Source organism: Xylophilus sp. GW821-FHT01B05 (assembly GCA_038961845.1).
Lineage (GTDB): Bacteria > Pseudomonadota > Gammaproteobacteria > Burkholderiales > Burkholderiaceae_C > Xylophilus.
This window is the reverse complement of sequence record CP152408.1, coordinates 1,148,917-1,173,463: the sequence shown is the minus strand read 5'-3', so window position 1 is coordinate 1,173,463 and position 24,547 is coordinate 1,148,917. Positions and strand designations below refer to the sequence as shown.

General features: G+C 67.2%; 24 protein-coding genes and 1 pseudogene. 8 read left to right on the top strand and 17 right to left on the bottom strand.

Annotation, left to right across the window (positions count from 1 at the left end; all coding sequences use genetic code 11):
- Nucleotides 1–294 precede the first annotated feature (294 nt).
- The 5 genes and pseudogenes from AAFF27_05520 (at nucleotide 295) to AAFF27_05500 (ending at nucleotide 3,912) form a co-directional block, all read left to right on the top strand.
- Nucleotides 295–744 (top strand): tripartite tricarboxylate transporter TctB family protein, encoded by a 450-nt coding sequence (locus AAFF27_05520; protein ID XAH26163.1) that lies wholly within the window; start codon nucleotides 295–297, stop codon nucleotides 742–744.
- 13 nt (nucleotides 745–757) lie between these two features.
- A complete protein-coding gene (locus tag AAFF27_05515) occupies nucleotides 758–2,269 on the top strand; it encodes a tripartite tricarboxylate transporter permease (GenBank protein ID XAH24654.1) in 1,512 nt (503 codons plus the stop codon).
- Nucleotides 2,270–2,508: 239 nt separating this feature from the next.
- A pseudogene (locus tag AAFF27_05510) lies at nucleotides 2,509–2,616 on the top strand (nuclear transport factor 2 family protein).
- A 61-nt stretch (nucleotides 2,617–2,677) separates the two neighbouring features.
- Nucleotides 2,678–3,307 carry an NAD-dependent dehydratase gene (locus tag AAFF27_05505; protein XAH24653.1) on the top strand — a complete coding sequence of 210 codons (630 nt, stop codon included), beginning with the start codon at nucleotides 2,678–2,680 and terminating at the stop codon, nucleotides 3,305–3,307.
- Between the two features lie 29 nt (nucleotides 3,308–3,336).
- A complete protein-coding gene (locus tag AAFF27_05500; GenBank protein ID XAH24652.1) occupies nucleotides 3,337–3,912 on the top strand; it encodes a flavin reductase family protein in 576 nt (191 codons plus the stop codon).
- Between the two features lie 79 nt (nucleotides 3,913–3,991).
- On the opposite strand, the gene AAFF27_05495 is transcribed toward AAFF27_05500, so the two are convergent.
- The 5 genes from AAFF27_05495 to AAFF27_05475 are packed head-to-tail and all read right to left on the bottom strand — an operon-like array spanning nucleotide 3,992 to nucleotide 7,186.
- A complete protein-coding gene (locus AAFF27_05495; GenBank protein ID XAH24651.1) occupies nucleotides 3,992–4,630 on the bottom strand; it encodes a 2-hydroxychromene-2-carboxylate isomerase in 639 nt (212 codons plus the stop codon).
- A gap of 14 nt (nucleotides 4,631–4,644) precedes the next feature.
- A complete protein-coding gene (locus tag AAFF27_05490) occupies nucleotides 4,645–4,923 on the bottom strand; it encodes a DUF1289 domain-containing protein (GenBank protein XAH24650.1) in 279 nt (92 codons plus the stop codon).
- A complete protein-coding gene (locus AAFF27_05485) occupies nucleotides 4,920–5,420 on the bottom strand; it encodes a YbaK/EbsC family protein (protein XAH24649.1) in 501 nt (166 codons plus the stop codon). The genes AAFF27_05490 and AAFF27_05485 overlap by 4 nt, the downstream gene beginning before the upstream one ends.
- A gap of 8 nt (nucleotides 5,421–5,428) precedes the next feature.
- Entirely contained in the window at nucleotides 5,429–6,337 is a 909-nt protein-coding gene (locus AAFF27_05480; GenBank protein XAH24648.1) for a hydroxymethylglutaryl-CoA lyase, read from the bottom strand.
- A 45-nt stretch (nucleotides 6,338–6,382) separates the two neighbouring features.
- Entirely contained in the window at nucleotides 6,383–7,186 is an 804-nt protein-coding gene (locus AAFF27_05475; GenBank protein XAH24647.1) for a helix-turn-helix transcriptional regulator, read from the bottom strand.
- Between the two features lie 137 nt (nucleotides 7,187–7,323).
- On the opposite strand from AAFF27_05475, the gene AAFF27_05470 reads away from it, so the two are divergent.
- Nucleotides 7,324–8,496, top strand: coding sequence for an MFS transporter (locus tag AAFF27_05470; GenBank protein XAH24646.1), 1,173 nt, complete (start codon nucleotides 7,324–7,326; stop codon nucleotides 8,494–8,496).
- On the opposite strand, the gene AAFF27_05465 is transcribed toward AAFF27_05470, so the two are convergent.
- Nucleotides 8,493–9,257: a helix-turn-helix transcriptional regulator gene (locus AAFF27_05465; protein ID XAH24645.1), complete on the bottom strand. Its 765-nt coding sequence runs from the start codon at nucleotides 9,255–9,257 to the stop codon at nucleotides 8,493–8,495. The genes AAFF27_05470 and AAFF27_05465 overlap by 4 nt on opposite strands.
- Nucleotides 9,258–9,372: 115 nt before the next feature.
- Here AAFF27_05465 and AAFF27_05460 point away from each other — a divergent pair, with 115 nt between their 5' ends.
- Nucleotides 9,373–10,188: a sulfite exporter TauE/SafE family protein gene (locus AAFF27_05460; GenBank protein XAH24644.1), complete on the top strand. Its 816-nt coding sequence runs from the start codon at nucleotides 9,373–9,375 to the stop codon at nucleotides 10,186–10,188.
- A gap of 8 nt (nucleotides 10,189–10,196) precedes the next feature.
- Here the strand turns inward: AAFF27_05460 and AAFF27_05455 are convergent, their stop codons facing one another.
- The 7 genes from AAFF27_05455 to AAFF27_05425 all read right to left on the bottom strand — a co-directional run bounded on the left by AAFF27_05455 (nucleotide 10,197) and on the right by AAFF27_05425 (nucleotide 17,504).
- Nucleotides 10,197–10,664, bottom strand: coding sequence for a DNA-binding protein (locus AAFF27_05455; protein XAH24643.1), 468 nt, complete (start codon nucleotides 10,662–10,664; stop codon nucleotides 10,197–10,199).
- The gene (locus AAFF27_05450) at nucleotides 10,618–11,220 is read right to left on the bottom strand and encodes a nucleotidyltransferase domain-containing protein (protein XAH24642.1); all 603 of its coding nucleotides are present in this window, start codon (nucleotides 11,218–11,220) and stop codon (nucleotides 10,618–10,620) included. Before AAFF27_05450 ends, AAFF27_05455 begins: the two co-directional genes overlap by 47 nt.
- Nucleotides 11,221–11,290: 70 nt before the next feature.
- Complete coding sequence (locus AAFF27_05445) at nucleotides 11,291–12,211, bottom strand: glyoxylate/hydroxypyruvate reductase A (protein ID XAH24641.1); 921 nt, start codon at nucleotides 12,209–12,211, stop codon at nucleotides 11,291–11,293.
- A gap of 31 nt (nucleotides 12,212–12,242) precedes the next feature.
- On the bottom strand, nucleotides 12,243–14,237 hold the full coding sequence (locus tag AAFF27_05440) for an acetyl/propionyl/methylcrotonyl-CoA carboxylase subunit alpha (GenBank protein XAH24640.1): 1,995 nt from the start codon (nucleotides 14,235–14,237) through the stop codon (nucleotides 12,243–12,245).
- Complete coding sequence (locus AAFF27_05435) at nucleotides 14,209–14,892, bottom strand: DUF4126 domain-containing protein (GenBank protein XAH24639.1); 684 nt, start codon at nucleotides 14,890–14,892, stop codon at nucleotides 14,209–14,211. The genes AAFF27_05440 and AAFF27_05435 overlap by 29 nt, the downstream gene beginning before the upstream one ends.
- A 14-nt stretch (nucleotides 14,893–14,906) precedes the next feature.
- Entirely contained in the window at nucleotides 14,907–15,695 is a 789-nt protein-coding gene (locus AAFF27_05430; GenBank protein ID XAH24638.1) for an enoyl-CoA hydratase/isomerase family protein, read from the bottom strand.
- A 201-nt stretch (nucleotides 15,696–15,896) separates the two neighbouring features.
- Nucleotides 15,897–17,504 (bottom strand): carboxyl transferase domain-containing protein, encoded by a 1,608-nt coding sequence (locus AAFF27_05425; GenBank protein ID XAH24637.1) that lies wholly within the window; start codon nucleotides 17,502–17,504, stop codon nucleotides 15,897–15,899.
- 56 nt (nucleotides 17,505–17,560) lie between these two features.
- Between AAFF27_05425 and AAFF27_05420 the strand changes: the two genes are divergently transcribed.
- Nucleotides 17,561–19,249: a Na+/H+ antiporter gene (locus AAFF27_05420; GenBank protein XAH24636.1), complete on the top strand. Its 1,689-nt coding sequence runs from the start codon at nucleotides 17,561–17,563 to the stop codon at nucleotides 19,247–19,249.
- A gap of 24 nt (nucleotides 19,250–19,273) precedes the next feature.
- On the opposite strand, the gene AAFF27_05415 is transcribed toward AAFF27_05420, so the two are convergent.
- The 4 genes from AAFF27_05415 to AAFF27_05400 all read right to left on the bottom strand — a co-directional run bounded on the left by AAFF27_05415 (nucleotide 19,274) and on the right by AAFF27_05400 (nucleotide 24,386).
- Nucleotides 19,274–20,947 carry an AMP-binding protein gene (locus AAFF27_05415; GenBank protein ID XAH24635.1) on the bottom strand — a complete coding sequence of 558 codons (1,674 nt, stop codon included), beginning with the start codon at nucleotides 20,945–20,947 and terminating at the stop codon, nucleotides 19,274–19,276.
- Between the two features lie 150 nt (nucleotides 20,948–21,097).
- Complete coding sequence (locus AAFF27_05410) at nucleotides 21,098–22,270, bottom strand: isovaleryl-CoA dehydrogenase (GenBank protein ID XAH24634.1); 1,173 nt, start codon at nucleotides 22,268–22,270, stop codon at nucleotides 21,098–21,100.
- 136 nt (nucleotides 22,271–22,406) lie between these two features.
- The gene (locus tag AAFF27_05405; GenBank protein XAH24633.1) at nucleotides 22,407–23,390 is read right to left on the bottom strand and encodes a tripartite tricarboxylate transporter substrate binding protein; all 984 of its coding nucleotides are present in this window, start codon (nucleotides 23,388–23,390) and stop codon (nucleotides 22,407–22,409) included.
- 45 nt (nucleotides 23,391–23,435) lie between these two features.
- The gene (locus AAFF27_05400; protein ID XAH24632.1) at nucleotides 23,436–24,386 is read right to left on the bottom strand and encodes a 3-hydroxyacyl-CoA dehydrogenase NAD-binding domain-containing protein; all 951 of its coding nucleotides are present in this window, start codon (nucleotides 24,384–24,386) and stop codon (nucleotides 23,436–23,438) included.
- Nucleotides 24,387–24,547: the final 161 nt, after the last annotated feature.

Sequence of the window (24,547 nt, the reverse complement as noted above, 5' to 3'; positions counted from 1 at the left end):
CTTCGCCCCGGCACTGACCCCGCTCTGACGCCAATCCAACACCAGCTTGCACGGGACTGACGGGCATCTGACAAACCTGGGTCAAACCCGCAGCCCCCCTTCCGGGATGCGGGAAATCAAGCCTTTTGCCGCCAACCCTTCCAAACGGTAATCCGGCGGCAACCCTGGGCGCGGCAAGCCCTTCCTACCATGCCCTGTTGGACCGCGCCGCCCGGCCGCGTCCGCTTTGCTGCAACAAGGAGATGAAGACCTGTGAGAAAGATCAAGAGCCAGAAGGACTTCTGGTCCGGTGCGATGTTCTGCACCGTGGGCGCCGCATTCGCGTGGGGCGCCACAACCTACAACGTCGGCGAGGGCGCACGCATGGGCCCGGGCTATTTCCCGCTGATGGTGGGCATCCTGACGGCCATCCTGGGCCTGGTCACCATGGCCAAGGCCACCGTCAGCGGCAGCGCCGACGGTGACCCGATCGGCCGCGTGGCCTGGCGCCCGCTGCTGTTCATCATTGGTGCCAACCTGGCCTTCGGCGTGCTGCTGGGCGGCCTGCCCAGCATCGGCCTGCCGGCCATGGGCATGGTGGTGGGCATCTACGCGCTGACCTTCATCGCCAGCCTGGCCGGCGACGAGTTCAACTTCAAGGCCGTCGCCGTGCTTGCCACCGTGCTGGCAGTGGGCAGCTATGTCGCCTTCGTCTGGGCGCTGAAGCTGCAATTCCCGGTCTGGCCGACCTTCATCACGGGCTGAGGAAGGCACCGACATGGAACTCTTTGAACATCTCTCCATGGGTTTCGGCGTGGCCTTCACGCCGACCAACCTGCTCTATGCGCTGCTGGGCTGCCTGCTGGGCACGCTGATCGGCGTGCTGCCCGGCATCGGCCCGGTGGCGACCATCGCCATGCTGCTGCCGGCCACCTACGCGCTGCCGCCGGTGTCGGCCCTGATCATGCTGGCCGGCATCTATTACGGCGCGCAGTACGGCGGCTCCACCACCGCCATCCTGGTGAACCTGCCGGGTGAATCGTCTTCGGTGGTGACCGTGATCGACGGCTACCAGATGGCCAGAAAGGGCAGAGCCGGACCGGCGCTAGCCGCAGCGGGCCTGGGCTCGTTCTTTGCGGGCTGCGTGGGCACGCTGATCCTGGCCGCCTTCGCACCGCCGCTGACCGAGCTGGCCTTCAAGTTCGGCCCGGCCGAATACCTGTCGCTGATGGTGCTGGGCCTGATCGGCGCGGTGGTGCTGGCGTCGGGCTCGCTGCTCAAGGCGGTCAGCATGATCCTGATCGGCCTGCTGCTGGGCATGGTCGGCACCGACGTCAATTCCGGCGTGGCGCGCTACAGCTTCGACATTCCTGAGCTGACCGACGGCATTGGCTTCATCGCCATCGCCATGGGTGTGTTCGGCTACGGCGAAATCATTGGCAACCTGGCCAACTCCAGCGCCGACCGCGAGGTGTTCACCTCCAAGGTGTCGGGCCTGATGCCGACCAAGCAGGACTTCAAGCGCATGGTGCCCGCGGTGCTGCGCGGCACGGCGCTGGGCTCGGCCCTGGGCATCCTGCCCGGTGGCGGTGCGCTGCTGTCGGCCTTTGCCGCCTACAGCATCGAGAAGAAGACCAAGCTGCGTCCGGGCGAAGTGCCCTTCGGCAAGGGCAACATCCGCGGTGTGGCGGCGCCTGAGGCGGCCAATAACGCCGGCGCGCAGACCTCCTTCATCCCGCTGCTGACGCTGGGCATTCCGCCCAACGCGGTGATGGCGCTGATGGTGGGTGCCATGACCATCCACAACATCCAGCCCGGCCCGCAGGTGATGACCAGCAACCCGGAACTGTTCTGGGGCCTGATCGCCTCGATGTGGATCGGCAACGCCATGCTGATCGTGCTGAACCTGCCGCTGATCGGCATCTGGATCAAGCTGCTGTCCATCCCCTACCGCTGGCTGTTCCCGGCCATCGTGCTGTTCTGCGCCATCGGCGTGTACTCGGAGAACAACAACACCTTCGACGTGTGGATGGTGGGCATCTTCGGCATCGTCGGCTACATGTTCCTCAAGCTCGGCTGCGAACCCGCACCGCTGCTGCTGGGCTTCATCCTGGGCCCGATGATGGAAGAGAACCTGCGCCGCGCGCTGCTGCTGTCGCGCGGCGACTGGAGCGTGTTCGTCACGCGCCCGATCTCCGCCGGCCTGCTGCTGGCCGCCGTGGCACTGCTGGTGGTGGTGCTGCTGCCCTCGGTCAAGGCCAAGCGCGAGGAGGCCTTCGTCGAGGACTGACAACGGGTTTGCAATCGAAGCAACGCGGTTATCGCTTTGATTGCGAAGCCGTACGTTTATGAGACCTGCGTGGAGAGCACTTCGACCTCCCCCTTTCGGGGTGCGATCTGCGCGGTATTTGCGGCACCTTCGGGTGCCGTTTTTTTTGGCGAAAACTATCAAATAGATAGCTAATAGCCCAGGTGCAGTAAGGGCTATAGGCCTATTTCAAGATTCTGAGTGAGCTCGCATCGGCATGCGTGACCACCACTGCCAGTGCGCGCACAGATACAGACAACATCCCGGGCCTTCGCTTCACCGACTTCTTCAACCGGTTGAAGGCCGGCGGCAAGTGGACCATCATCGGCAAGATCTACCACTCGCACCCAAGCGCCCGATCCCTAGCGGCCGCGGGCACAAAGGAACCGAATGAAGTTGCTTCTTGTCGGCTCGACCGGCCTGGTCGGGCAGCAGGTGCTGGACCTAGCGCTGGCCGATCCGCGCGTCAGCGCCGTGGTGGCCCCGGTGCGCCGCGCGCTGCCCACGCACCCCAAGCTGCAGGCGCCGCTGGTGGACTTCGACCATCTGCCCGAGGACGCGCCCTGGTGGCAGGCGGATGCCGTGATCTGCACCTTGGGCACCACCATGCGGGCGGCCGGCTCCTGGCAGGCCTTCCGGCGCGTGGACCACGACTACCCGCTGGCCGTGGCGCGCCTGGCCCGGCAGCACGGGGCGCACACCTATGCGCTGAACTCGGCCATAGCTGCCAACCCGTCATCGCGCTTTTTCTACAACCGGGTGAAGGGTGAGCTGGAGCAGGCGCTTGCCGGCCTCGGCTTCTCGTCGCTGACCCTGGTACGCCCCGGCATGATCGGCGGGCACCGGCAAGAGTCCCGATGGGCTGAGCGGGCCGCAACCCCCATCCTGACGCTGCTCGGCCCCCTGCTGCCGCAGCGCTGGCGCATCAACCCGGCGCGGCAGATCGCCCACGCCTTACTGGAGGCAGCGCTTGCCGCCAGGCCCGGCACGCAGGTCATCACGTCGGACCAATTGATCTGAGACGATTGATCTAAATCTCAGGAGTTTGAATGGACCCGCATATCTCCCCGGTCGAGCTGCAGAAGGCCTACCGGCTGATCAACCACGGCCCCACGGTGCTGGTGTCGGCGCGCCACGGCGGCGTGGACAACGTCATGGCCGCGGCCTGGGCCTGCGCGCTGGATTTTTCTCCGCCCAAGCTGACGGTGGTGCTGGATAAGGCCACCAAGACACGCGAACTCATCGAGCAGAGCGGCGTCTTCGTCATCCAGGTGCCCACGGCGGCGCAGCTGCAGTTGACGCATGAAGTGGGCAGCAAGAGCCTGGTCAACGCGCCGGACAAGCTGGCGGGCTCGGGCGTAGCGCTGTTTGGCATCAGCGGCCACGATCTGCCTTTTGTCGCCGGCTGCTCGGCCTGGCTGGCCTGCCGGCTCATTCCCGAGCCGCACAACCAGCAGGCCCATGACCTGTTCATTGGCGAAGTCGTCGGGGCCTGGGCCGATACGCGCGTGTTCAAGGACGGCCACTGGCATTTCGAGACCGCCGGCCCCGAATGGCGCAGCCTGCACCACGTGGCAGGCGGGCACTTCTATGCCATTGGCGCGCCGCTGTCGGCGCATGACTGAAGCCAGGCACTATTAAATAGATAGCTAATAGCCCAGTCTGCACCTGGGCTAGAGGCATATTTCATCAAAATTCTGAAAATCAGCCGGGCTTCAGGCCATTGGGCTGCGCAGCCGCAGCCTCCCAGGCCGGCCCATCGAACCAGGCGTCGCCGTCCAGGCAAGCCCTGAGCATGGGCATGCCGTCAAAGCCCCAGAACAGGCGGCCAGCCACCTCGAAGCTCGGCACGCCGAACACGCCGCGCGCCAGGGCGGCGTCGGTGTTGGCGCGCAGCAGCGCCTTCACCTCAGGCCCGGCCGGGTCGTGCCGCAGCGGCAATGCGGCGGCCAACGCAGCCAGCCGCTGCGCGTCGTTGGCGTCGGCGCCGCCCTGCCATACGTGGCTTAGCACCGTGCCTGCGACATGGCGGCTCAGGCTGCCGTCTTCCGACGCAGCCAGCGCCAGCCGCAACAAGGGCAGCGGGTTGAACGGGTGCTGCGCCGGCATCTGCAAGGCGATGCCGTGCGCGTGGCCCAGCCACTGCACCTGCCGGTAAGTCCAGGCGCGCTTGGGCGCGATGCCGGCCGGCCCGGGGTTGCCATGCTGCAGCAGCAAGGCGCCGAGCAGCACCGGCCGGTACTCCACCGCGTAGCTCAGGCCTTCCAGCAACTGCGGCAAGCGGCCAAAGGCCAGGTGCGCATAGGGCGAGGCAAAGTCGAGGTAGCAGGTGATCTGGTGCATGGCCAACCCCTCTTTCACGTCGTGGCGGTCTCGCCGGCACGCTGCAATAGTCTCTCCCAGATGACGCGCTTTTGCGCATCATCCGAGCGCGACCAGGCGCGGATCTCGTCAATCGAGCGAAAGCAGCCCTCGCAAAAGCTGCGGTCTGCGTTCATGCGGCAGACCGATACGCAGGGCGAAGGCACATCCGGCGCGCCGCTGCGGGCCTGCACGGCCCGTTGCAACAGCAGTGCCCGCGCACGCGCGGCGACCAGGGCTGGGTCGGGCGTGGCCACCTCTGTGTCAACGCTCATTCGGCCTCCTGCGCCACGTCGGCCAACGGCGCGCCGGTGAGGCGCTCCAGGTCTTGCGGCGCCAGGCGGAACACGCCATGCGGGTGGCCGGCCGCCGCCCAGACTTCGTCAAAGCGCAGCAGCGTGCGATCAATCAGCGCTACCGGCGCCACGGCGTGCGCTACCGGCGAGACGCCGCCAATCGCAAAGCCGGTGCGCGCCTTGACGAAGGCCGCATCGGCACGGCCCAGCGGGCCGACCAGCGCCGCCACCTTGGCCTCGTCCACGCGGCGGTCACCAGCGGCAATGACCAGCACCGCGGCCTCATCCGCCAGGCGGCGGAACACGATGCTCTTGGCGATCTGGCCCACCGCCACGCCCAACGCATCGGCCGCCTGCTGCGCGGTGCGCGCGGCGCCATCCAGCAGCACCGGCGCATGCGGGTGGCCGGCTTCCAGCAGGTAGGCCGCCACGCGCTGCACGCCGTCGGGCAGGGGTTTGAGTTCAGCTCCGCACATACCGGCGCCTAACCTTCGCGCTTGTTCAAGAGGGCTTTGCCGACGCGCGACTGCGTTGGCCGGCCGATCACGCCGCTGATCCAGGCGCCGGCATCCACCAGCGCCTCCAGGTCGATACCGGTCTCTATGCCCATGCCGTGCAGCAGGTAGACCACGTCTTCCGTGGCAACGTTGCCGGTAGCGCCCTTGGCATAGGGGCAGCCGCCCAGGCCGGCCACCGATGCGTCGAACTGCCACACGCCCAACTGCAGCGCGGCCAGCGTGTTGGCCAGCGCCTGGCCGTAGGTGTCGTGGTAGTGGCCGGAGATGTCGTCCACCGCGAAGTGCTGCAGCGCCGCATCGAGCGCGCGCTGGGTCTTCAGCGGCGTGCCCACGCCAATGGTGTCGGCCACGCCAACGTGCTGCACGCCGATCTCTTTCATCAACCGCGCCACCATGCCTACGCGCTCGGGGGCCACGTCGCCCTCGTAAGGGCAGCCCACGCTGCACGAAATGGCCGCGCGCACATAGATGCCGGCCGCCCGCGCCGCCGCCACCACGGGCGCGAAGCGATCGATGCTCTCGGCAATGCTGCAGTTGATGTTGCGCTGGCTGAAGGCCTCGCTGGCAGCGCCAAAGACCACGATCTCATCCGGCCGCGACGGCAGCGCCGCCTCGTAGCCCTTCATGTTGGGCGTGAGCACCGAGTAGCGCACACCCGGCTGGCGCGTGATGCCCGCCATGACCTCGGTCGCATCGGCCATCTGCGGCACCCACTTGGGGCTGACAAAGCTGGTGACCTCGACCTCTTTCAGGCCGGCGGCCTGCAGGCGATGCACCAGTTCGATCTTGGCGGCGGCAGGCACCGGCTGCTTTTCGTTCTGCAGCCCGTCGCGCGGGCCGACGTCTACGAGTTTGACGCGGGAAGGAATGTTCATGGGGATGAGTTTCGCGCAATGCGTTAAGGGGCGACAGCGGGATTGTCAGGAGAAAAGCGTCGCATCGCTGTGATGAGGGCGAATGTAGAGGCTCGGTGGCATGCCTAGGGTCTTTCGGAACATGGCAGCGAAAGCGCTCGGGCTGTCGTAGCCGTGCTCCAGCGCCACCTCCAGGATGGACGCACCGGCGGCTAGACGCGGCAGGCTCAGCAGCAGGCGCGCCTGCCGGCACCAGGCGCCAAAGTTCATGCCAGTCTCGCGCCGGAACAGCCGCGCCAGGGTGCGCTGGTTCATGTGCAGTTGCTGCGCCCAGCCCTCCAGCGTGGCGGGCTGGGCCGGGTCGCCGATCAGGCCGCTGCAGAGCCGGGCCAGCCCGGCGTGGCGCGGCATGGGCACGTGCAATGACAGCGCGGGCGCGGCCTCGATCTCGTCCAGCAGCAGCTCCATGGTGCGCTCCTCGCGGCCGCCCAGCGGGTAGTCCAGCGGCAGCGCCACGGCGCGCAGGATCAGCTCGCGCAGCAGGGGGCTGATCTGCAGCACCCGGCATTCGTCGGCCAGGCCCGGGCGCGTGCCGGGCTCGACGAACACGGTGCGCATGGCCACGCTGCCGACGGTGCGGATCTCATGCGCGATGCCGGCCGGCACCCACACCGCGCGGCCGGGTGGCACGACCCAACTGCCGGGCGCCGCGTGCACGATCATCACGCCCGATATGGCGTGGATCAGCTGCGCGCGCCGGTGTGCGTGCAGCGGGATCAACGCGTCGCAGGCCGGGTCGGTGGCCAGTGCAGCGACGGCACGCGGGGTGGATTCGCCCTGTTCGGGCTGCAGGTCCAGCGAGTTGTCCATTTCTCGACGATGTTTGTTACTTCGTAGCGAGATTATCTTGGGCTGGCTTCCTAGCATGGCTTTTTTCCACCAAGAGGCCATTGAATGACTCGGTTTTCCCCCTCCCCGCAACGCCGCCCCGGCCCGGGAGCACATCCATGAACAAGCGCCGCCTGGGCCTGCTGACCGGCACGCATGCCGTCAATGACCTGTACCAGGGGCTGGTGCCTGCCCTGCTGCCCTTCATGGTGCTGGAGCGCGGCTACAGCTACGCGGCGGTCAGCGGGCTGATGCTGGCGGCCACGGGTTTGTCCAGCGTGGTGCAGCCGCTGTTCGGCCTGTATGCCGACCGCCACCCGCGCAGTTGGCTGGTGCCGACCGGCTTTTTGCTGGCCGCATTCGGCGTGGTGCTGGCCGGCATGGGCGACAGCTATCTGCTGACCTGGCTGGCGATGGCGCTGTGCGGCCTGGGCATTGCGGCCTACCACCCGCCCGCCACCGTGGCCGCGCGCGCGGCCGGTGGCGCCTCGCAAAAGGCGATGAGCGTGTTCTCGGTCGGCGGCACCATTGGCGCCTCGTTTGCGCCGCTGCTGGCGGCCGTGGTGGTGGGTGCGCTGGGGCTGTCGCACAGCTATCTGCTGGGCATCCCGGCGCTGCTGATGGGCGCGGTCTGGTGGGCCGCCAACAGGCGCAGCGCACCGGCGGCGTTGCCGGCCGGCACTGCGCGCACCCGGCTGCAGCCCATGGCGCAGAACGACTGGCGTGCCTTCAGCCTGCTGGTGGCGACCATCGTGGGCTGGTCGATTCCCTATGTCACGGTGCTGTCGATGCTGTCGCTGTACGTGAGCCGCGAGCTGGGTGGCTCGGCCTTCATGGGTGCGGCGGTGCTGACATCCTTCACCGCCGCGGGCGCGGTGGGCACGCTGTCGGGCGGCTGGCTGGGTGACCGCTTCGGGCGCATGCGGCCGATCCGCGCCGGTTACCTGCTGGCGCTGCCGATGCTGGCGGGCCTGGTCGCAGCGCCCAACCCGGTGGTGGCACTGCTCTGCACCGCCGGCCTGGGCGTGGCCATGTTCCTGCCGTTCGCGGCGCAGGTGACGCTGGCACAGGACTACCTGCCGCGCAACCCGGCCACGGCCAGTGGCATCAGCCTGGGGCTGGCGCTGTCGGTGGGCGGGCTGGTGTCGCCACTGTTTGGCCTGCTGTCGGACGCGCGCGGCCTGCGCTTCACGCTGACGGCCGTGCTGTGCGTGCTGGGCGCGGCGGCACTGCTGGCCTTCCGGCTGCGCAACCGGGCGCCGCACATGCCAGTGGCTCCTGCGGCGGCCTAGCCCGCGAGGTAGGCCGTAGGTGCTTGCCCCAGCACGCGCCGGAACATGGTCGAGAACGCAGCCGGGCTGTCGTAGCCAAAGTCCATGGCAATGCTGGTCACCGGCTCGCCCGCGGCCAGCCGGGCCAGTGCCAGCACCACGCAGGCACGCTGGCGCCATTCAGAAAAGGCCATGCCGGTCTGCGTGCGGAACAGGCGGCTGAAGCTGCGGTCGCTCATGTGCAGGCGCTGCGCCCAAGCCTGCGGCGAGCCGTGCGCGTCGGGCTGCTGCAGAAAGGCCTGGCACAGCGGCAGCAGGCGGGCATCGCGCGGCAGCGGAATGTGCAGGGGCAGCGCCGGCATGCGCGCCACCTCGTGCAGCAGCAAGGCCATCAGCGCGCCGTCGCGGCCGCGCTGGTCGTATTCAGCGGGCAGGTCCACCGCCTCCATCAGCAATTGCCGCAGCAGTGGCGATACACCGACCACCTCGCAGCCACCGCTGCGCGCCGGCACGGCCGCCGGCTCTATGTACAGGCTGCGCGTGCTCACGCCCAGCATCCGCACCTCGTGCTGCACACCCGCCGGTATCCATACCGCGCGCTGCGGCGGCACAACCCAGGCGCCCTCCTGCGTCGCCACCTGCATCACGCCCGTGGCGCCGTACAGCAACTGCGCGCGGCGGTGCGCGTGCGGCGGCAGGCGCTGCCCTTGCGCGTAGTCGCTGCCTATGGCCAGCACCGGCCGGGCGATGTGGTCGAACTGGTCGATATGGGCGTTGCGCATGGTTTGGCACGCGGTGGTGCAGCTTGGCTGAAACGCAAACATTGTTGACCAGGATGCGAATGCAGGCCAGGCGGCCCGCGCCTATCGTTGCCTCATCTTGAAAGGATGGGACGCGATGCTGTATCTCTTGTTGGCACTGTTTGGCGGCCTGAGCGGCGTCACCACCGTGCTGTTTGGCTTTGGCGGCGGCTTCGTGGTGGTACCCCTGCTCTACCGCGTGCTCAGCGCCGCCTACGGCGTGCACAGCCCGGTGGGCGAATCCGCCATGCACATTGCCGTAGCCACCTCCACCTGTGTGATGGTGGTCAACGCCCTGGCCGCCACGCGGCGGCATGCGCGGGCCGGCAATATCGTGTGGCCGGCGATCCGGCCGCTGGCGGGCTTTATCGGGCTGGGCGCGGTGCTGGGCGCTGCGGCGGCGACCATGGCAAGCGCAAGCTTCATCCGCTGGGCCTTCGTGGTCTACCTTGGCATCACCATCGTGGATTGCCTGCTGCGCCGGGGCTTTATGTCCCGGCAAGAGGCCACTTCGCCGCAGCCGCTTGGGCCCACACAAACGGTGGGCGGCGGCCTGGTCATTGGCCTGGTCGCCACCTTCCTGGGCGTGGGCGGCAGCGTCATGACGGTGCCACTGCTGCGCCGCCGCGGCTTCAGCATGACCCGCGCCACCGCCATGGCCAACCCCTTGAGCCTGCCGGTGGCCATCATCGGCACCGCCACCTACATGGCCATGGCCTGGGTTCACCCCGTGGCCCTCGGGCCCTGGCATGCGGGCTATGTGGACCTGCTCGCCTTTGCCGTGCTGGCCGCGGGATCACTGCTGGGCATACGCCTGGCCAGCCGGTATATCGGCGGCATACCGGATCGGGTGCATGCGTGGGTTTATGTCGGGTTGCTGGTGGCGGTCATGCTGAGCATGCTGGTGCAGTAGCAGGCACTTTAGATTTGTGGCCCGGCGACTTGTGCTGCCAGCAAATGGGGAAACTGGCTTTGCAAGCACTGGCGTGTATGGGCCAGCAATTGCCCCGCCTGGGCAATGCATTCGGCCACCACGGCGTCGCCCACCGGATCGCCCTCGTAGTCATTCAGGTTGCGTTGCTTGCGCAGCGCATCGAGCACGATGATCACGTCGTTCGGCAAGCCCATGGTCAGCGGCAGGGCCTGCAGCGCCGTCTGGTGGTGCCCGGGCTGCTGCGTAGAGGTGCGGTAGCCGTGCGCCCAAAGGCCCAGCATGGCGCATTGCAGGATGGCTTTGTAGGCAGCGTCAAAGCGGTTTTCTGGGCTCAAGGCCTGGAGCTGCGCATCGGCCAGGTTGCGCGCAGCAGCAGCCAGCAGGCGCTGCACCCCCGCTGGGGTGGCGTTAAACGCCTGCAGACGCTGGATCGCCAGCAAGTTGGCCAAGGTCATGTTCGGTTCCCCTCAAGAAAATCTTCGGGTGCGCCAGCACATCCAGGACGAAAGGGTCGCCCTCTTGCAGGCGGCGCTGGAATTCGGCGGCGCTGTACACAACAGGATTGATCTCACGGCCCAGGGCGGCTTGCGCGGGGTAGGTGGCCTTGACGACATCGGCAAAGCCCAGGTCTGCAAGCACCAACAGGTCGATATCACTGCTGGCGGTTTCCGTACCGCGGGCCACCGAGCCAAAGATCAGCGCCACGGGCGGCGCCAAGGGCGCCAGTGCCTGGGCCAGCACTTCGGCAGCGCCCGTGGTCTTGCGCATCAGGCCAGCCAGCTCTTCAAACACCGGGCACTGCCTGTTGGCCTGGTAGCGCACCTGGTTGCCCTGGGCCTTGCGCAGCAGCAAGCCGGCTTCAGCCAGGCGGGACAGTTCCTTGTGCAAGGTGCCGGGAGCGGTGTCGGTGAGCCGCGCCAACTCACGCACGTGGTAGTCGGTATCGGGGTTGAGCAGCAGCAGGCTCAGCACCTTCTTGCGGTAGTTTCCAAAGAGAAGGTCGGTCAGCATATGGAGCCTTAATTGCTTCAATTGTAGTTTAAACAACTACGATTGAAGCATTTTCAGAAACATCTACTGATCAGTACCCCCGCCCCGGGTCCACCACGCCTGCAATAGGCGCGCCCTGCGCCAGCGCGCGGATCTTGCCGACGATCTGGGCGATGCTTTCCTCGCGCAGGGTGCGGGCCGAGGTGTGCGGCGTGACGGTGATCTTGGGGTGCGCCCAGAACGGGTGGGCGGCTGGCAGTGGTTCGGTGCGGAACACGTCGAGCGCGGCGCCGGCGATGTGGCCTGCGTCGATCAGCGGGATCAGGTCTTCTTCCACCAGATGGCCGCCGCGCGCCACATTGACCACATAGGCGCCGGGCAGCAGGCGCGACAGGGTTTCGCGCCGCATGATGTTTTCGGTATCCGGCGTGAGCGGCAGCAGGCAGACCAGCGCCTGCGTACCGGCCAGAAAGTCATTGAACTGCGCCTCGCCCGAGAAGCACTGCACGCCCTCCACCGCCTTGGGCGAGCGGCTCCAGCCGCGCACCGGGAAGTCGAACACGCGCAGCGCCTGCGCCACGCGCTGGCCGAGCACGCCCAGGCCCATCACGCCCACGGGGAAGTCGGCGCGGCTGCGCGGCTTGCGGTAGGACCAGCGGCCAGCCGCCACATCGCCCTCGTAGCCATCCAGCTCGCGGAAATGGCGCACCAGCGCATGCGTGACGAACTCGGCCATCTGCACCGCCATGCCAACGTCGTCCAACCGCACCACGGGCACGCCCGCCGGCAGGCGCAAGGCCATCAGCGCATCCACGCCCGCGCCGATATTGAAGATGCCGCGCAGGGCGGTTTGCTCGTCCATGAATTGCTGGGGCGGCCCCCAGACCACGGCGTAGTCGGCCAGCGGCGCGCCGGGCGCCCATTCGGTGACGGTGGCATCGGGGAACGCGGCCTGCAGGCCTGCTATCCAGGGAGCGGCTTTGGTGCCGGTGCAGCAGAAGGTGATATTCATGGGCCTGGAGTCTGCCACCGCCGCGGCAGCCTCATGCCGCCAGGCGCAGCAGTTCCGCTCCTTCAATGACTTGGTCACCAGGCAGATAAAGCAGCTCCTCCACCACGCCATCCGCCGGCGCGGCAATGGTGTGCTCCATCTTCATCGCCTCCATCACCGCCAGCGGCTGGCCCTTGCTGACGGTGTCGCCGGCCTTGACGGCGAAGGACACGACCTTGCCCGGCATGGGTGCGGTCAGGCGGCCGGCTTCTGCATGGGCGTCGCCGGCATGGGCGAGCGGGTCTATCACTACGATTTGTGTAGCACCTTGCCCAGAGAAGACGTGAACTTCAGCCTCTTTTTGGTAAATTTTTACGGTGGCGCGCCGCTCGCCCAACTGCAGGTCCAGCGCGCCCTCGCCCACTGCCGTCCACGCGAATGCGGCCCGGGTGTCGCCCACTGCCAATTGCAGCGTGGCATCGCGCTGGCGGGTCAGTTGGGCCTGCACCGGCTCCCCGTGGAATTCAAAGTCAAAGCGCCGCAGCATCGGCCCGTGCGAACGCCAGCCGTCGCGGCGGCTGAACGGGTCCGCCGTCTCCTGTGCGGCCTCGGCCTGCAGCGCATGCGCCACGGCGGCAGCGGTGGCCAGCGGCAGGCCCAGCGGCTCCTGGTCGAACAGCACGGCGCGTTCACGCTCGATCAGCGCGGTGTCGAGCCGCGCCTGCGCAAAAGATGGGCTGGCCAGCACGCGGCGCAGGAACTGCACGTTGGTCTGCAGGCCGACGATGTGCATCTGCGCCAGCGCCGCATCCAGCCGCGCCAGCGCCTCTTCGCGCGTGGCGCCGTGCACGATCAGCTTGGCCACCATCGAGTCGTAGAAGGGCGAGATCGCGTCGCCCTGGCGCACGCCGTCATCGATGCGCACCAGGCCACGCTCAAACGCCGTGGCCACCGGCTTGGCGTAGACCTGCAGGCTGCCGGTGGTGGGCAGAAAACTGTTGTCGGGGTTCTCTGCGCAGATGCGCGCCTCGATCGCATGGCCGTGGATGCGCAATTGGTCCTGGCGCAGCGGCAGCGGCTCGCCAACAGCCACGCGCAATTGCCACTCGACCAGATCCAGGCCGGTGATGGCCTCGGTCACCGGGTGCTCCACCTGCAGGCGGGTGTTCATTTCCATGAAGAAAAAATTCATGGAGTTGTCGGCTCGCTGCTCGACGATGAATTCCACCGTGCCGGCGCCGACATAGCCCACGGCCTTGGCCGCTGCCACTGCGGCCGCGCCCATCTGCTGGCGCATGGCCTCGGTCATGCCGGGCGCGGGGGCTTCTTCCAGCACCTTCTGGTGGCGGCGCTGCACCGAGCAGTCGCGCTCGAACAGGTAAACCACCTCGCCCTGCGTATCGCCGAACACCTGGATCTCGATATGGCGCGGGCGCTGCACGTACTTCTCGACCAGCACGGCGTCGTCGCCAAAGCTGTTGATGGCCTCGCGCCGGCAAGAGGCCAGCGCGGCGGCGAAGTCTTCCGAGCGCTCCACCGCGCGCATGCCCTTGCCACCGCCGCCGGCGCTGGCCTTGATCAGCACCGGGTAGCCAATGCGGTCGGCCTCGCGCTGCAACAGGTCCGAGTCCTGGTCGGCACCGTGGTAGCCGGGCACCAGGGGCACACCGGCCTTCTCCATCAACTGCTTGGATTCGGCCTTGAGCCCCATGGCGCGTATGGCCGAGGGCGGCGGGCCGATAAAGACCAGGCCGGCATCGGCGCAGGCCTGGGCGAAGTCGTCGTTCTCGCTGAGAAAACCGTAGCCCGGGTGCACCGCCTGCGCGCCGGTGGCCTTGGCCGCATCAAGGATGCGCTGCCACTGCAGGTAGCTGTCCTTGGGCGCGCTGCCGCCCACATGCACGGCTTCGTCGCAGGCGGCGACATGCTTGGCATGCGCGTCGGCGTCGGAATAGACCGCCACGGTGCGTATGCCCATGCGGCGCGCGGTGGCGGCGACACGGCAGGCGATCTCGCCTCTATTGGCGATCAGGATTTTTGTAAACATCAGGAATGTCTCCAGGAGAGGACGATGCAGGCGCCACGCCCGGATCAGGCTTGCCGCTAAAAATGCGCGCCATGCGCGTGAACAGGCGGCGCAGAAAGCGCCAGCTCTTGTGGATCAGCCACAGGCAGATCGCCAGCACCACGATCAGCAGCACGGCAAAGACCAGGGGGTGCGCCACCGACAGCCACTGGGCGGTAGGCACCATGGCGTCTTCGGTCAGCGAAGCGCCGACATTGCTGAAGGGCTCGGGCGAGGTGTTGATGGCCGCGCGCGTAGTGGCCTTGGTGGCATGCGCGGTGGCGGCCAGGCCGCCTCCCAGCAGGGCTGCGACCACGGCCATCGTGCTGTTGTCGGCGCTGAACAGGCCAGCCGCCAGCGCCGCGCCGGCGGGAATGCGGATCACCGTGTGCACCGCGTCCCACAGCGAATCCACGCCCGGCACCTTGTCGGCCAGAAACTCCACCATCACCATGAAGCCGCTCACCGCGATCACCGCCGGGTGCGTCAGCAGTTGCAGCCCGGCCGGCAGCGGCAACCAGTCGAGCCGGCCCGCCAGCCCCACCAGCAGCACCACCAGGTACAAGCGCACGCCGCTGGCCCAGCCGATGGCGGCGGCCAGTGCCAGCAGTTGGGGAAGGTCGAGTGCGGAGTGCATGGTGCGGTCTTGGGTCAGCCCATGATCCAGGAGGGTTTGCGTTTTTGCAGGAAGGCCTGCACGCCCTCGCGGCCTTCGTCGCTGGCGCGGATGTCGGCGATGCCTTCGACGGTCTTGGCGATCAGGGCGTCGTCAATCTCGCGGCCTGCAACGTCGGCGATCAGCTGCTTGCAGGCGCGCACGGCGGCTGGGCTTGCGCCGGTCAGCGCCTTCAACAGCTCATCAACCTTGGCATCAAGCGCGTCAGCCGCCACCACTTCATGCACAAAGCCGATGCGCTGCGCCTCGGCCGCAGTAAAGCGCTCGGCCGTGAGGAAGTAGCGTTGCGAAGCACGCGTGCCCATGGCGCGCAGCACGTAGGGGCTGATGGTGGCGGGCACCAGGCCGATCTTGACCTCGCTCAGGCAGTACCAGGCCGTATCCACGCTCACCGCCATGTCGCATGCGGCCACCAGGCCCATGCCGCCCGCATACACGTCGCCCTGCACGCGCGCGATGGTGGGCTTGGGGCACTCGGCAATGGTGCGCAGCATGGCGGCCAGCTTGCCCGCGTCGGCGATGTTCTCGTCGCGCGTGTAGTCGGCCATGCGGCGCATCCAGTTAAGGTTGGCGCCCGCGCAGAAGGCCGGGCCGTTGGCGCCGAGCACGATGGCTTTTACCTGCGGCGCGGCACCGGCGTCGATGAAGGCCTGCGTCAGCTCGGCGATCACGGCATCGTCAAAGGCGTTGCGGGCATCGGGCTGGTCGAGCCAGATGCGGGCGATGGCGCCTTCGAAGCTCAGTTGCAGTTTGGTGAAGCTCATGTCAGTGATCTTGGTCTGCCGGCAATCAAGCACAGCCCCGATCGATCAGGTCGATGGTGTGCTCTGCGCAGCGAAATAAAGGAGGAGGCCGCAGGCAGGGGGACATTCGCGGAGCAGAGCACGCCGTCGGCATGATCGCGCCACCAACCTCGACGGTCGCATCGAATCGCAGCGCGCAAAGATGGGACATGTGCCATGGGGCTACATCCGAAACACGCCAAACTTCGGCTCAGGCACCGGCGCATGCCGCGCCGCCGCCAGCCCCAGCGCCAACACCCGCCGCGTATCGGCCGGATCAATGATGCCGTCGTCCCACAGCCGCGCCGTGGCGTAGTAAGGGTGGCCCTGGTCTTCGTACTGCTGGCGGATCGGCGCCTTGAAGGCGTCTTCCTCTTCCTTGCTCCAGCTGCCGCCTTTTAGCTCGATGCCGTCGCGCTTGACGGTGGCCAGCACGCTGGCGGCCTGCTCGCCGCCCATCACGCTGATGCGCGCGTTGGGCCACATCCAGAGAAAGCGCGGGCTGTAGGCGCGGCCGCACATGCCGTAGTTGCCGGCGCCAAAGCTGCCGCCAATGATGATGGTGAACTTGGGCACGTTGGCGGTGGCCACGGCGGTCACCATCTTGGCGCCGTGGCGGGCGATGCCTTCGTTCTCGTACTTGCGGCCTACCATGAAGCCGGTGATGTTCTGCAAGAACACCAGCGGCGTCTTGCGCTGGCAGCACAGCTCTATGAAGTGGGCGCCCTTCTGTGCCGACTCGCTGAACAGAATGCCGTTGTTGGCGATGATGCCGACCGGCATGCCCTCGATCTCGGCAAAGCCGCAGACCAGGGTGGAGCCGAAGCGCGCCTTGAACTCGTGGAACTCGCTGCCGTCGACGATGCGGGCAATGATCTCGCGCACGTCGAAGGGCTTGCGCGTGTCGGTGGGGATTACGCCGTAAAGCTCTTCCGCTACAAAATCAGGAGCTATATGCCCAGGTACCACCTGGGCTTCAGGCACTTTTCTTTGTAAATTACGCACCGCCTCGCGCGCCAGGGCCAGCGCGTGCAGATCGTTCTCTGCCAGGTGGTCGGCCACGCCTGAGAGCCGCGTGTGCACGTCGCCGCCGCCCAGGTCCTCGGCCGTGACGACCTCGCCGGTGGCGGCCTTCACCAGCGGCGGGCCACCCAGAAAGATGGTGCCCTGGTTCTTCACGATGATGGACTCGTCGCTCATCGCCGGCACATAGGCGCCGCCGGCGGTGCAACTGCCCATCACCACGGCGATCTGGCCGATGCCCTTGGCGCTCATCTGCGCCTGGTTGTAGAAGATGCGGCCAAAGTGGTCGCGGTCGGGGAACACCTCGTCCTGGTTGGGCAGGTTGGCACCGCCCGAGTCCACCAGGTAGACGCAGGGCAGGTGGTTCTGCTCGGCGATCTCCTGGGCACGCAGGTGCTTCTTGACCGTCATCGGGTAATAGGTGCCGCCCTTGACGGTGGCGTCGTTGCAGACGATGACGCAGTCGGTGCCCGCCACGCGGCCTATGCCCGCGATCAGGCCCGAGCCCGGGGCCGCGTCGCCGTACATGCCGTAGGCGGCCAGCGGCGCGATCTCCAGAAAAGGCGTACCCGGGTCCAGCAGCATCTGCACCCGATCGCGCGGCAGCAGCTTGCCGCGCCCGGTGTGCTTGGCGCGCGCCGCCTCGCCGCCGCCTTCGGCCACCTTGGCGACCTGGGCGTGCAGGTCATCGACCAGGGCGCGCATGGCGGCGGCATTGGCCTGGAATTCAGCCGAGCGCGGGTTGAGCTTGGAACTCAGTTTGGACATGGGTTTCCTTTGGAGCGGCATACGCCCTTGGTCGATATGTGGAAAATCGACCGCCGATGCATACCGTTGAAATTGTCTTGTTGCTGTTGATGCTGGGCGCCGTGTCGGGCCTGGCGTCCCGCTATGTGCCGGCGCTGCCGCTGCCCTTGTTGCAGATCGCGCTGGGCGCCGTGCTGTCCTGGCCCGATGCCGGGCTGCATGTGCGCTTTGATCCCGAGCTGTTCCTGCTGCTGTTCATCCCGCCGCTGCTGTTTGCCGACGGCTGGCGCATCCCCAAGCGGGAATTCTTTGCGCTGCGCAAACCCATCCTCACGCTGGCGCTGGGCCTGGTGCTGTTCACGGTGCTGGGCCTGGGCTACTTTGCGCACTGGATGATTCCCAACCTGCCGCTGACCGTGGCCTTTGCCCTGGCCGCCGTGCTGTCGCCGACCGATGCGGTGGCGGTGTCGGCCATCACGCGCCGGCTGGGCATGCCCGAGAAGACCATGCACATCCTGGAGGGCGAATCGCTGCTCAACGATGCCTCGGGCCTGGTGGCGCTGAAGTTCGCGGTGGCGGCCACGCTCACCGGCAGTTTCTCGTGGACCGCCGCGGGCCGCAGCTTTCTGCTGATCGCCTTCGGCGGGCTGGCGGTCGGCTTCGCAGCCGGCTGGGCACTGTCGCGCGCCCGCACCGCCATCACCCGCAACCTGGGCGACGTGGCCGCCACCCAGACCGTGCTGCTGATGATGCTGCTGCCCTTTGCCTCGTACATCGTGGCCGAGCACCTGGGGGTCTCGGGCATCCTGGCGGCGGTGGCCGCGGGCATCACCACCAACTTCGCCGACCTGGACCGCAGCGAGTTCATTGCCGAGCGCATGCAGACCCAAAGCGCCTGGGCGATGGTGGAATCGGCCTTCAATGGCGCCATCTTCTTGCTGCTGGGCCTGCAGTTGCCATCCATCATTGGCGACGGCCTGACGCACGGCCCGCACGCCTGGTGGCTGCTGCTGGTCTATGTGCTGGCGATATCGGCGGCGCTGATCGCGCTGCGCGCCATCTGGCTGGTGCTGGCAGTGCGCCGCTCCATGGCCAAGGCACGGCGCCGGGGCCAACTGCTGGAGGCGCCCTCGGCACGGCTGCTGGGCGCGGCATCGCTGGCCGGCATCCGCGGCGCGATCACGCTGGCCGGCGCGCTCTCCATCCCGCTGCTGATGCCCGACGGCAGCGCCTTCCCGGCGCGCGAGCTGCTGATCTTCCTGGCCACTGGCGTGATCCTGGTCACGCTGGTAACCGCCAGCATCGGCCTGCCGCTGCTGCTGGCCGGCCTGGAGCAACCGGCCGAACCACCCCATGCACGCGAAGAGCGGCTGGCACGCGTCGCCTCTTGCGAAGCCGCAATCGAGGCGCTGAAGAAGGCCGCTGAAAACGACCCTACGGCCGACGCCGAAGGCCTGCTGCACCGCGAAGAAGCCGCCAGCATGGTCGCGCGCGGCTACCGGCGCCGCATCGACTCGCTGGACGACGCCGAAGACGGCCCCGAGGCCGCCGAGGGCGAACGCGCCGCGCGCAAACGCGGCCAGGTGGTGGAGCTGGAATTGCGCCTGACCGGCCTGCGCGCCGAACGCGCCGAGCTGTACCGGCTGCGCCGCGTGCACCGCATCAACGACGAGTCGCTGCGCAACCTGGTGCAGGAGGTGGACCTGTCCGAAGTCGCCATGCGCCGCCGCCTGGCCGCGGCACGGCGCGTGGCGCGGCAGGGCTGACATTGCGGCCATGGTTGGCATGGCTCAGGCGGCCTTGTCTTCGGTCAGGCCCAGTTCCTCGCGCATGGCCTCGCGCATCTTGAACTTCTGGATCTTGCCGGTGATCGTCATCGGGAAGGCCGCCACAAAGCGGATGTGGCGCGGCACCTTGTAGTGGGCGATCTGGCCCTTGCAGAAGTCGCGCACATCGTCTTCGGTCACGCTCTGGCCGGGCTTGGCGATGATCCAGGCGCATAGCTCTTCGCCGTACCTGCGGTCGGGGATGCCGACCACCTGCACGTCCTGCACCTTGGGGTGGCGGTAGAGAAACTCCTCCACCTCGCGCGGGTAGATGTTCTCGCCGCCGCGGATCACCATGTCCTTGCTGCGGCCGACGATGTTGACGTAGCCCTCGGCATCCATGGTGGCCAGGTCGCCGGTGTGCATCCAGCCCTCGGCGTCTATGGCCTCGCGGGTTTTCTCCACATCGCCCCAGTAGCCGTGCATGACCGAATAGCCGCGGGTGCACAGCTCGCCGGTGCTGCCAATCGGCACGATGTCGCCCGTGTCGGCGTCGATGATCTTCACCTCCAGATGCGGCTGCACCGTGCCCACGGTGGCCACGCGCTTGTCCAGCGGCGTGTCGGTGCTGCTCTGGCAGCTCACCGGGCTGGTCTCGGTCATGCCGTAGGCAATGGTGATCTGCGACAGATGCATGTCGCTCACCACGCGCTTCATCACCTCGATCGGGCAAGGCGAGCCGGCCATGATGCCGGTGCGCAGCGTGGACAGGTCAAACTCCTTGAAGCGCGGATGGTCCAGCTCGGCGATGAACATGGTGGGCACGCCATGCAGGCCGGTGCACTTTTCGTCTTGCACCGTCTGCAGCACGGTGAGCGGGTCAAAGCCGTCGTTCGGGTAGACGATGGTGGCGCCATGCGTGATGCAAGCCAGGTTGCCCAGCACCATGCCAAAGCAGTGGTACAGCGGCACGGGGATGCACAAGCGGTCTTCAGGCGTAAGCCCCATGCACTCGCCGATGAAGAAGCCGTTGTTCAGGATATTGCGGTGCGTGAGCGTCGCGCCCTTGGGGAAGCCGGTTGTGCCGCTGGTGAACTGGATGTTGACCGGGTCGGTGGCCTTTTGCGCCTGCTGGATGGCCGCCACGCGCGGATCATCCGCCGTGCCGCTGGCCAGCAACTGCGAGAAGCGCTGCAGGCCGGGCTGCTCGGCGCCCTCGCCCGGCGTGTCGATCCAGAAGCTGTGCTGCAGCTGCGGCAGCCGTTGTGGGCCCAGCTCGCGCAGCATGCCCAGGTAGTCACTGGTCTTGAACTGCGCCATGGTCACCAGCGCCTTGCAGCCGACCTTGTTCAGCGCGTATTCCAGCTCCGAGCTGCGGTAGGCCGGGTTGATGTTGACCAGGATCAGGCCCAGCTTGGCGGTGGCGATCTGCATCAGCACCCAGGGCACGTTGTTGTGCGACCAGATGCCGATACGGTCGCCCGGCACCAGGCCCAAGCCCAGCAGCGCGCTGGCCAGTTGGTTGGATGCCGCCTGCAGTTGGCGGTAGGTGAAGCGCTGGCCTTCGTGGCGGCTTACCAGCGCTTCGCGCGCAGGCTGGCGCGCCACCATGGCGTCGAAGAAGTCGCCAATGGTTTGCTCGATCAGGGGGACGTCGGTGGCGCCCTTGCCGTAGCTCTTGTCCAGCGCAGCAGTCATGTTCGTGTCCTTGTCTTCTTGCCTAGCCCCTTCCCCCTCTGGGGGAAGGTTGGGATGGGGGCAAGCAGCGCCTTTTCAGCTTGGTGCTTCATCCATCACCGCTTGCCCCCACCCCTGCCCTCCCCCAGCGGGGGAGGGAGTAAAGACTTCTTAAGCCGTCTCCGCGAACAGCTCGCGGCCAATCAGCATGCGGCGGATCTCGCTGGTGCCGGCGCCAATCTCATACAGCTTGGCGTCGCGCCACAGGCGGCCGACCGGGAACTCGTTGGTGTAGCCCACGCCGCCCAGTGCCTGGATCGCCTCGCCGGCCATCCAGGTGGCCTTTTCGGCCGAGTACAGGATGGCGCCAGCGGCATCCTTGCGCAGGGTGCGCGCATGGTCGCCGCGGTCGCAGGCCTTGCCCACGGCATAGACATAGGCGCGCGTGGCCTGCCAGGTGGTGTACATGTCGGCCAGCTTGCCCTGCATCAGCTGGAATTCGCCAATCGCCTGGCCGAACTGCTTGCGCTCGTGCACATAGGGGATCACCGCGTCCATGCAGGCGGCCATGATGCCCAGCGGGCCACCCGAGAGCACGGCGCGCTCGTAATCCAGGCCGCTCATCAGCACCTTGGTGCCGTTGCCCTCGCCGCCCAGCACGTTTTCTTCGGGCACCTCGCAGTTGTCAAAAAACAGCGGCCAGGTGTTGCTGCCGCGCATGCCCAGCTTGTCGAGCTTGGTGCCGGCAGACAAGCCCTTGAAGCCCTTCTCGACGATGAAGGCCGTCATGCCGCGCGCACCCATCTCCGGCTCGGTCTTGCCGTAGATCACCAACGTGTCGGCGTCGCCGCCATTGGTGATCCACATCTTGCTGCCGTTGAGCACGTAGCGGTCGCCCTTCTTCTCGGCGCGCAATTGCATGCTGACCACGTCGGAGCCAGCGCCGGGCTCGCTCATGGCCAGCGCGCCCACATGCTCGCCACTCACCAGCTTGGGCAGGTACTTCTGCTTCTGCGCCGCCGTGCCGTTGCGGTGGATCTGGTTCACGCACAGGTTGGAGTGCGCGCCGTAAGACAAGCCCACCGAAGCCGAGGCGCGCGAGACCTCTTCCATCGCCACCATATGCGCCAGGTAGCCCAGCTGCGTGCCGCCGTATTCCTCGGCCACGGTCATGCCGTGCAGGCCCAGCTCGCCAAGCTTGCGCCACAGGTCGGCGGGGAATTGGTTGTCGCGGTCGATGTCCGCGGCGCGCGGGGCGATTTCCTGCGCGGCAAAGTCCTGGATCGCGTCGCGCAGGGCGTCGACGGTTTCGCCGAGGTCGAAGCTCAGGCCGAGGTGCTGCATGGGTTTGTCTCCTGTAGGAGCGCAAGCCTACGCCTGTCAGCGCCCCATTTGCCGCCACTATGGTTGCAAATCGTGCCAGCCCATGCAAATTTCTGCCTACCCCACCGACGCCGCCTGGAGCCGGCCCGCGCGGTGACTACTCTGGCTTGATGCCAGCGTCCACAGCGATCTGGCGGAACGCGGCCAGTTCCTTGGTGACCTTGCGGCTGAATTCCTCGGGCTTGGAGCTGACAGGCTCGATGCCCAGGGCCAGCAAGGAGTCTTGGGTGGCTTTGTCTGCCAGCACCTCTTGCAGCACGGTCTCCAGCCGCTTGCGGACGGCAGGCGGCAGGCCGGCCGGCGCGGCAACGCCAAGCCAACTGCTGATGTCAATGCCCGGGTAGCCGGCTTCTGCCAGCGTTGGCACATCGGGCAGCAAGGCCGAACGCTGGGCCGAGGTCACCGCCAGCGCGCGCACCTTGCCGCCGCGCACGTGCTGCACGGCGGCCACCACCGTGTCGAACGACAGCGGGATCTGCTGGCCGATCAGGTCGGCCATGGCCGGGGCACTGCCCTTGTAGGCCACGGGTGCCAGCTTGATGCCGGCCTTGCTGTTGAGCGTCTCGCCGGCAAAGTGCACGATGGAGCCCGAGCCGAACGAGCCGTAGAAGTAGCGGCCCGGCTCCTGCTTGGCGGCTGCGACCAGCTCTTTGACGCTATGGAAGGGCGCATTGCTGCTGGCCAGCAGGATGACCGGCATCGTGCCGGCCAGGCCGATCAGATCGAAGCTCTTGAGCGGGTCGTACTGCATCTGCTGGTTGACCGCCGGGTTAGTCGTGAAGGTAGAGGGCCCCGTCAGCAGCAAGGTGTAGCCATCGGCCGGCGCCTTGACCACAGCCATGGTGCCGATCAGCGTGGCCGCACCCGCCTTGTTCTCCACCAGCACCGGCTGCTTGAGCTTCTCCCCAAGCCGCGGCGCCAGGATGCGGGCCAGGATGTCCGTGGTGCCACCGGCGGGAAACGGCACGACCAGCTTGATTGGCTGGTTCGGGAAACTATCCTGGGCATGGCCGATAGCGGCCAGCGAGCACAGCAGCGCGCCGACAAGGCTGCGGCGCGTGTGTGAAGAGAGGGTGGACATGGACTTGGCTCCTTGGGGCTGAAACGCCGCTATCAAAAAATCGACTCAGTGACCGGCAAGCAAACCGCGCTTGAGCTTGTAGAGCCCCACCAGCAGCCGGTCGCGCTCCGCCTCCAGCGCCTGCATGCTCTGCTCGCCCTGGGCGGCGGCGGCACCATCGCACAGCACCTGGCGCTGCTCAGCTCCCAACTGGATGCGGGTGACGCGGTCGGTGCTCAGCGCATCGCGCGGGCCAAACTTGGCGAATGCGCCCGCCATGCCCTGCTCGCCGCCGGCCATGTGGTAGGTCATGAACGGGCCAACAAAGGGCCAGCGCATGCCCGGGCCCCAGCTGATGGCACGGTCAACGTCTTCGACACTGGCCACGCCCTCCAGCACCAGGCGCGCGGCCTCGTTGAACAACACGTACTGCAGCCGATTGGCCACGTGGCCATAGACCTCGCGGTGCAGGCGGATCGGCTCGCGGCCGATGGCGCGATAGAAGTGCTCGGCCGCGTCCAGCGCCGCAGCCTCGGTGGCCTTGCCGCCAACCAATTCCACCATCGGCACCAGGTGCGGCGGGTTGAAGGGATGAGCCGTCACGCAGCGCTGCGGGTGGCGGCACTGCGACTGCATCACCGACATCGGCAAGGCTGAGGTGCTGGACGCGATCACCACGTCTGACCCGGTGGCGGCGTCGATCTGCGCCAGCAGGGCGATCTTCAGGGCTTCGTTCTCCGGGCCGTTCTCTTGCACCCAGCCACAACCGGCCACGGCGCTCGGCACATCGGGGTGAAAGCGCACGGCGTCCTGGCGGGCACCTGCGACCACCAGGCCCAGGTCTTCCAGCACTGGCCAGACCAGCGCGATGTAGTCGCGCGTGCGCTGCTCGGCCGCCGGGGCCGGATCGGTCGCCCGCACGGCAAGGCCCTGCGCCAGGAAATAGGCCGTCCAGCTCATGCCGATCTGCCCGAGCCCGACGATGCCCACCGGGCGCTGCAATAGCTTGTCGTACATCAATCGCTGTCCTTGTCCTTGCCGCCTGGGCCTTGTCTCCATGGGCGCGTCCGAGCGCTGCCGCCTCTTTTGCAGAAATTGTATGAATCCGTATCGGAATATGATTCCCGTATTGATTCCTTAAAAGAATGCCGGCCCAGGCCGATCGGCAAGGAGACAGC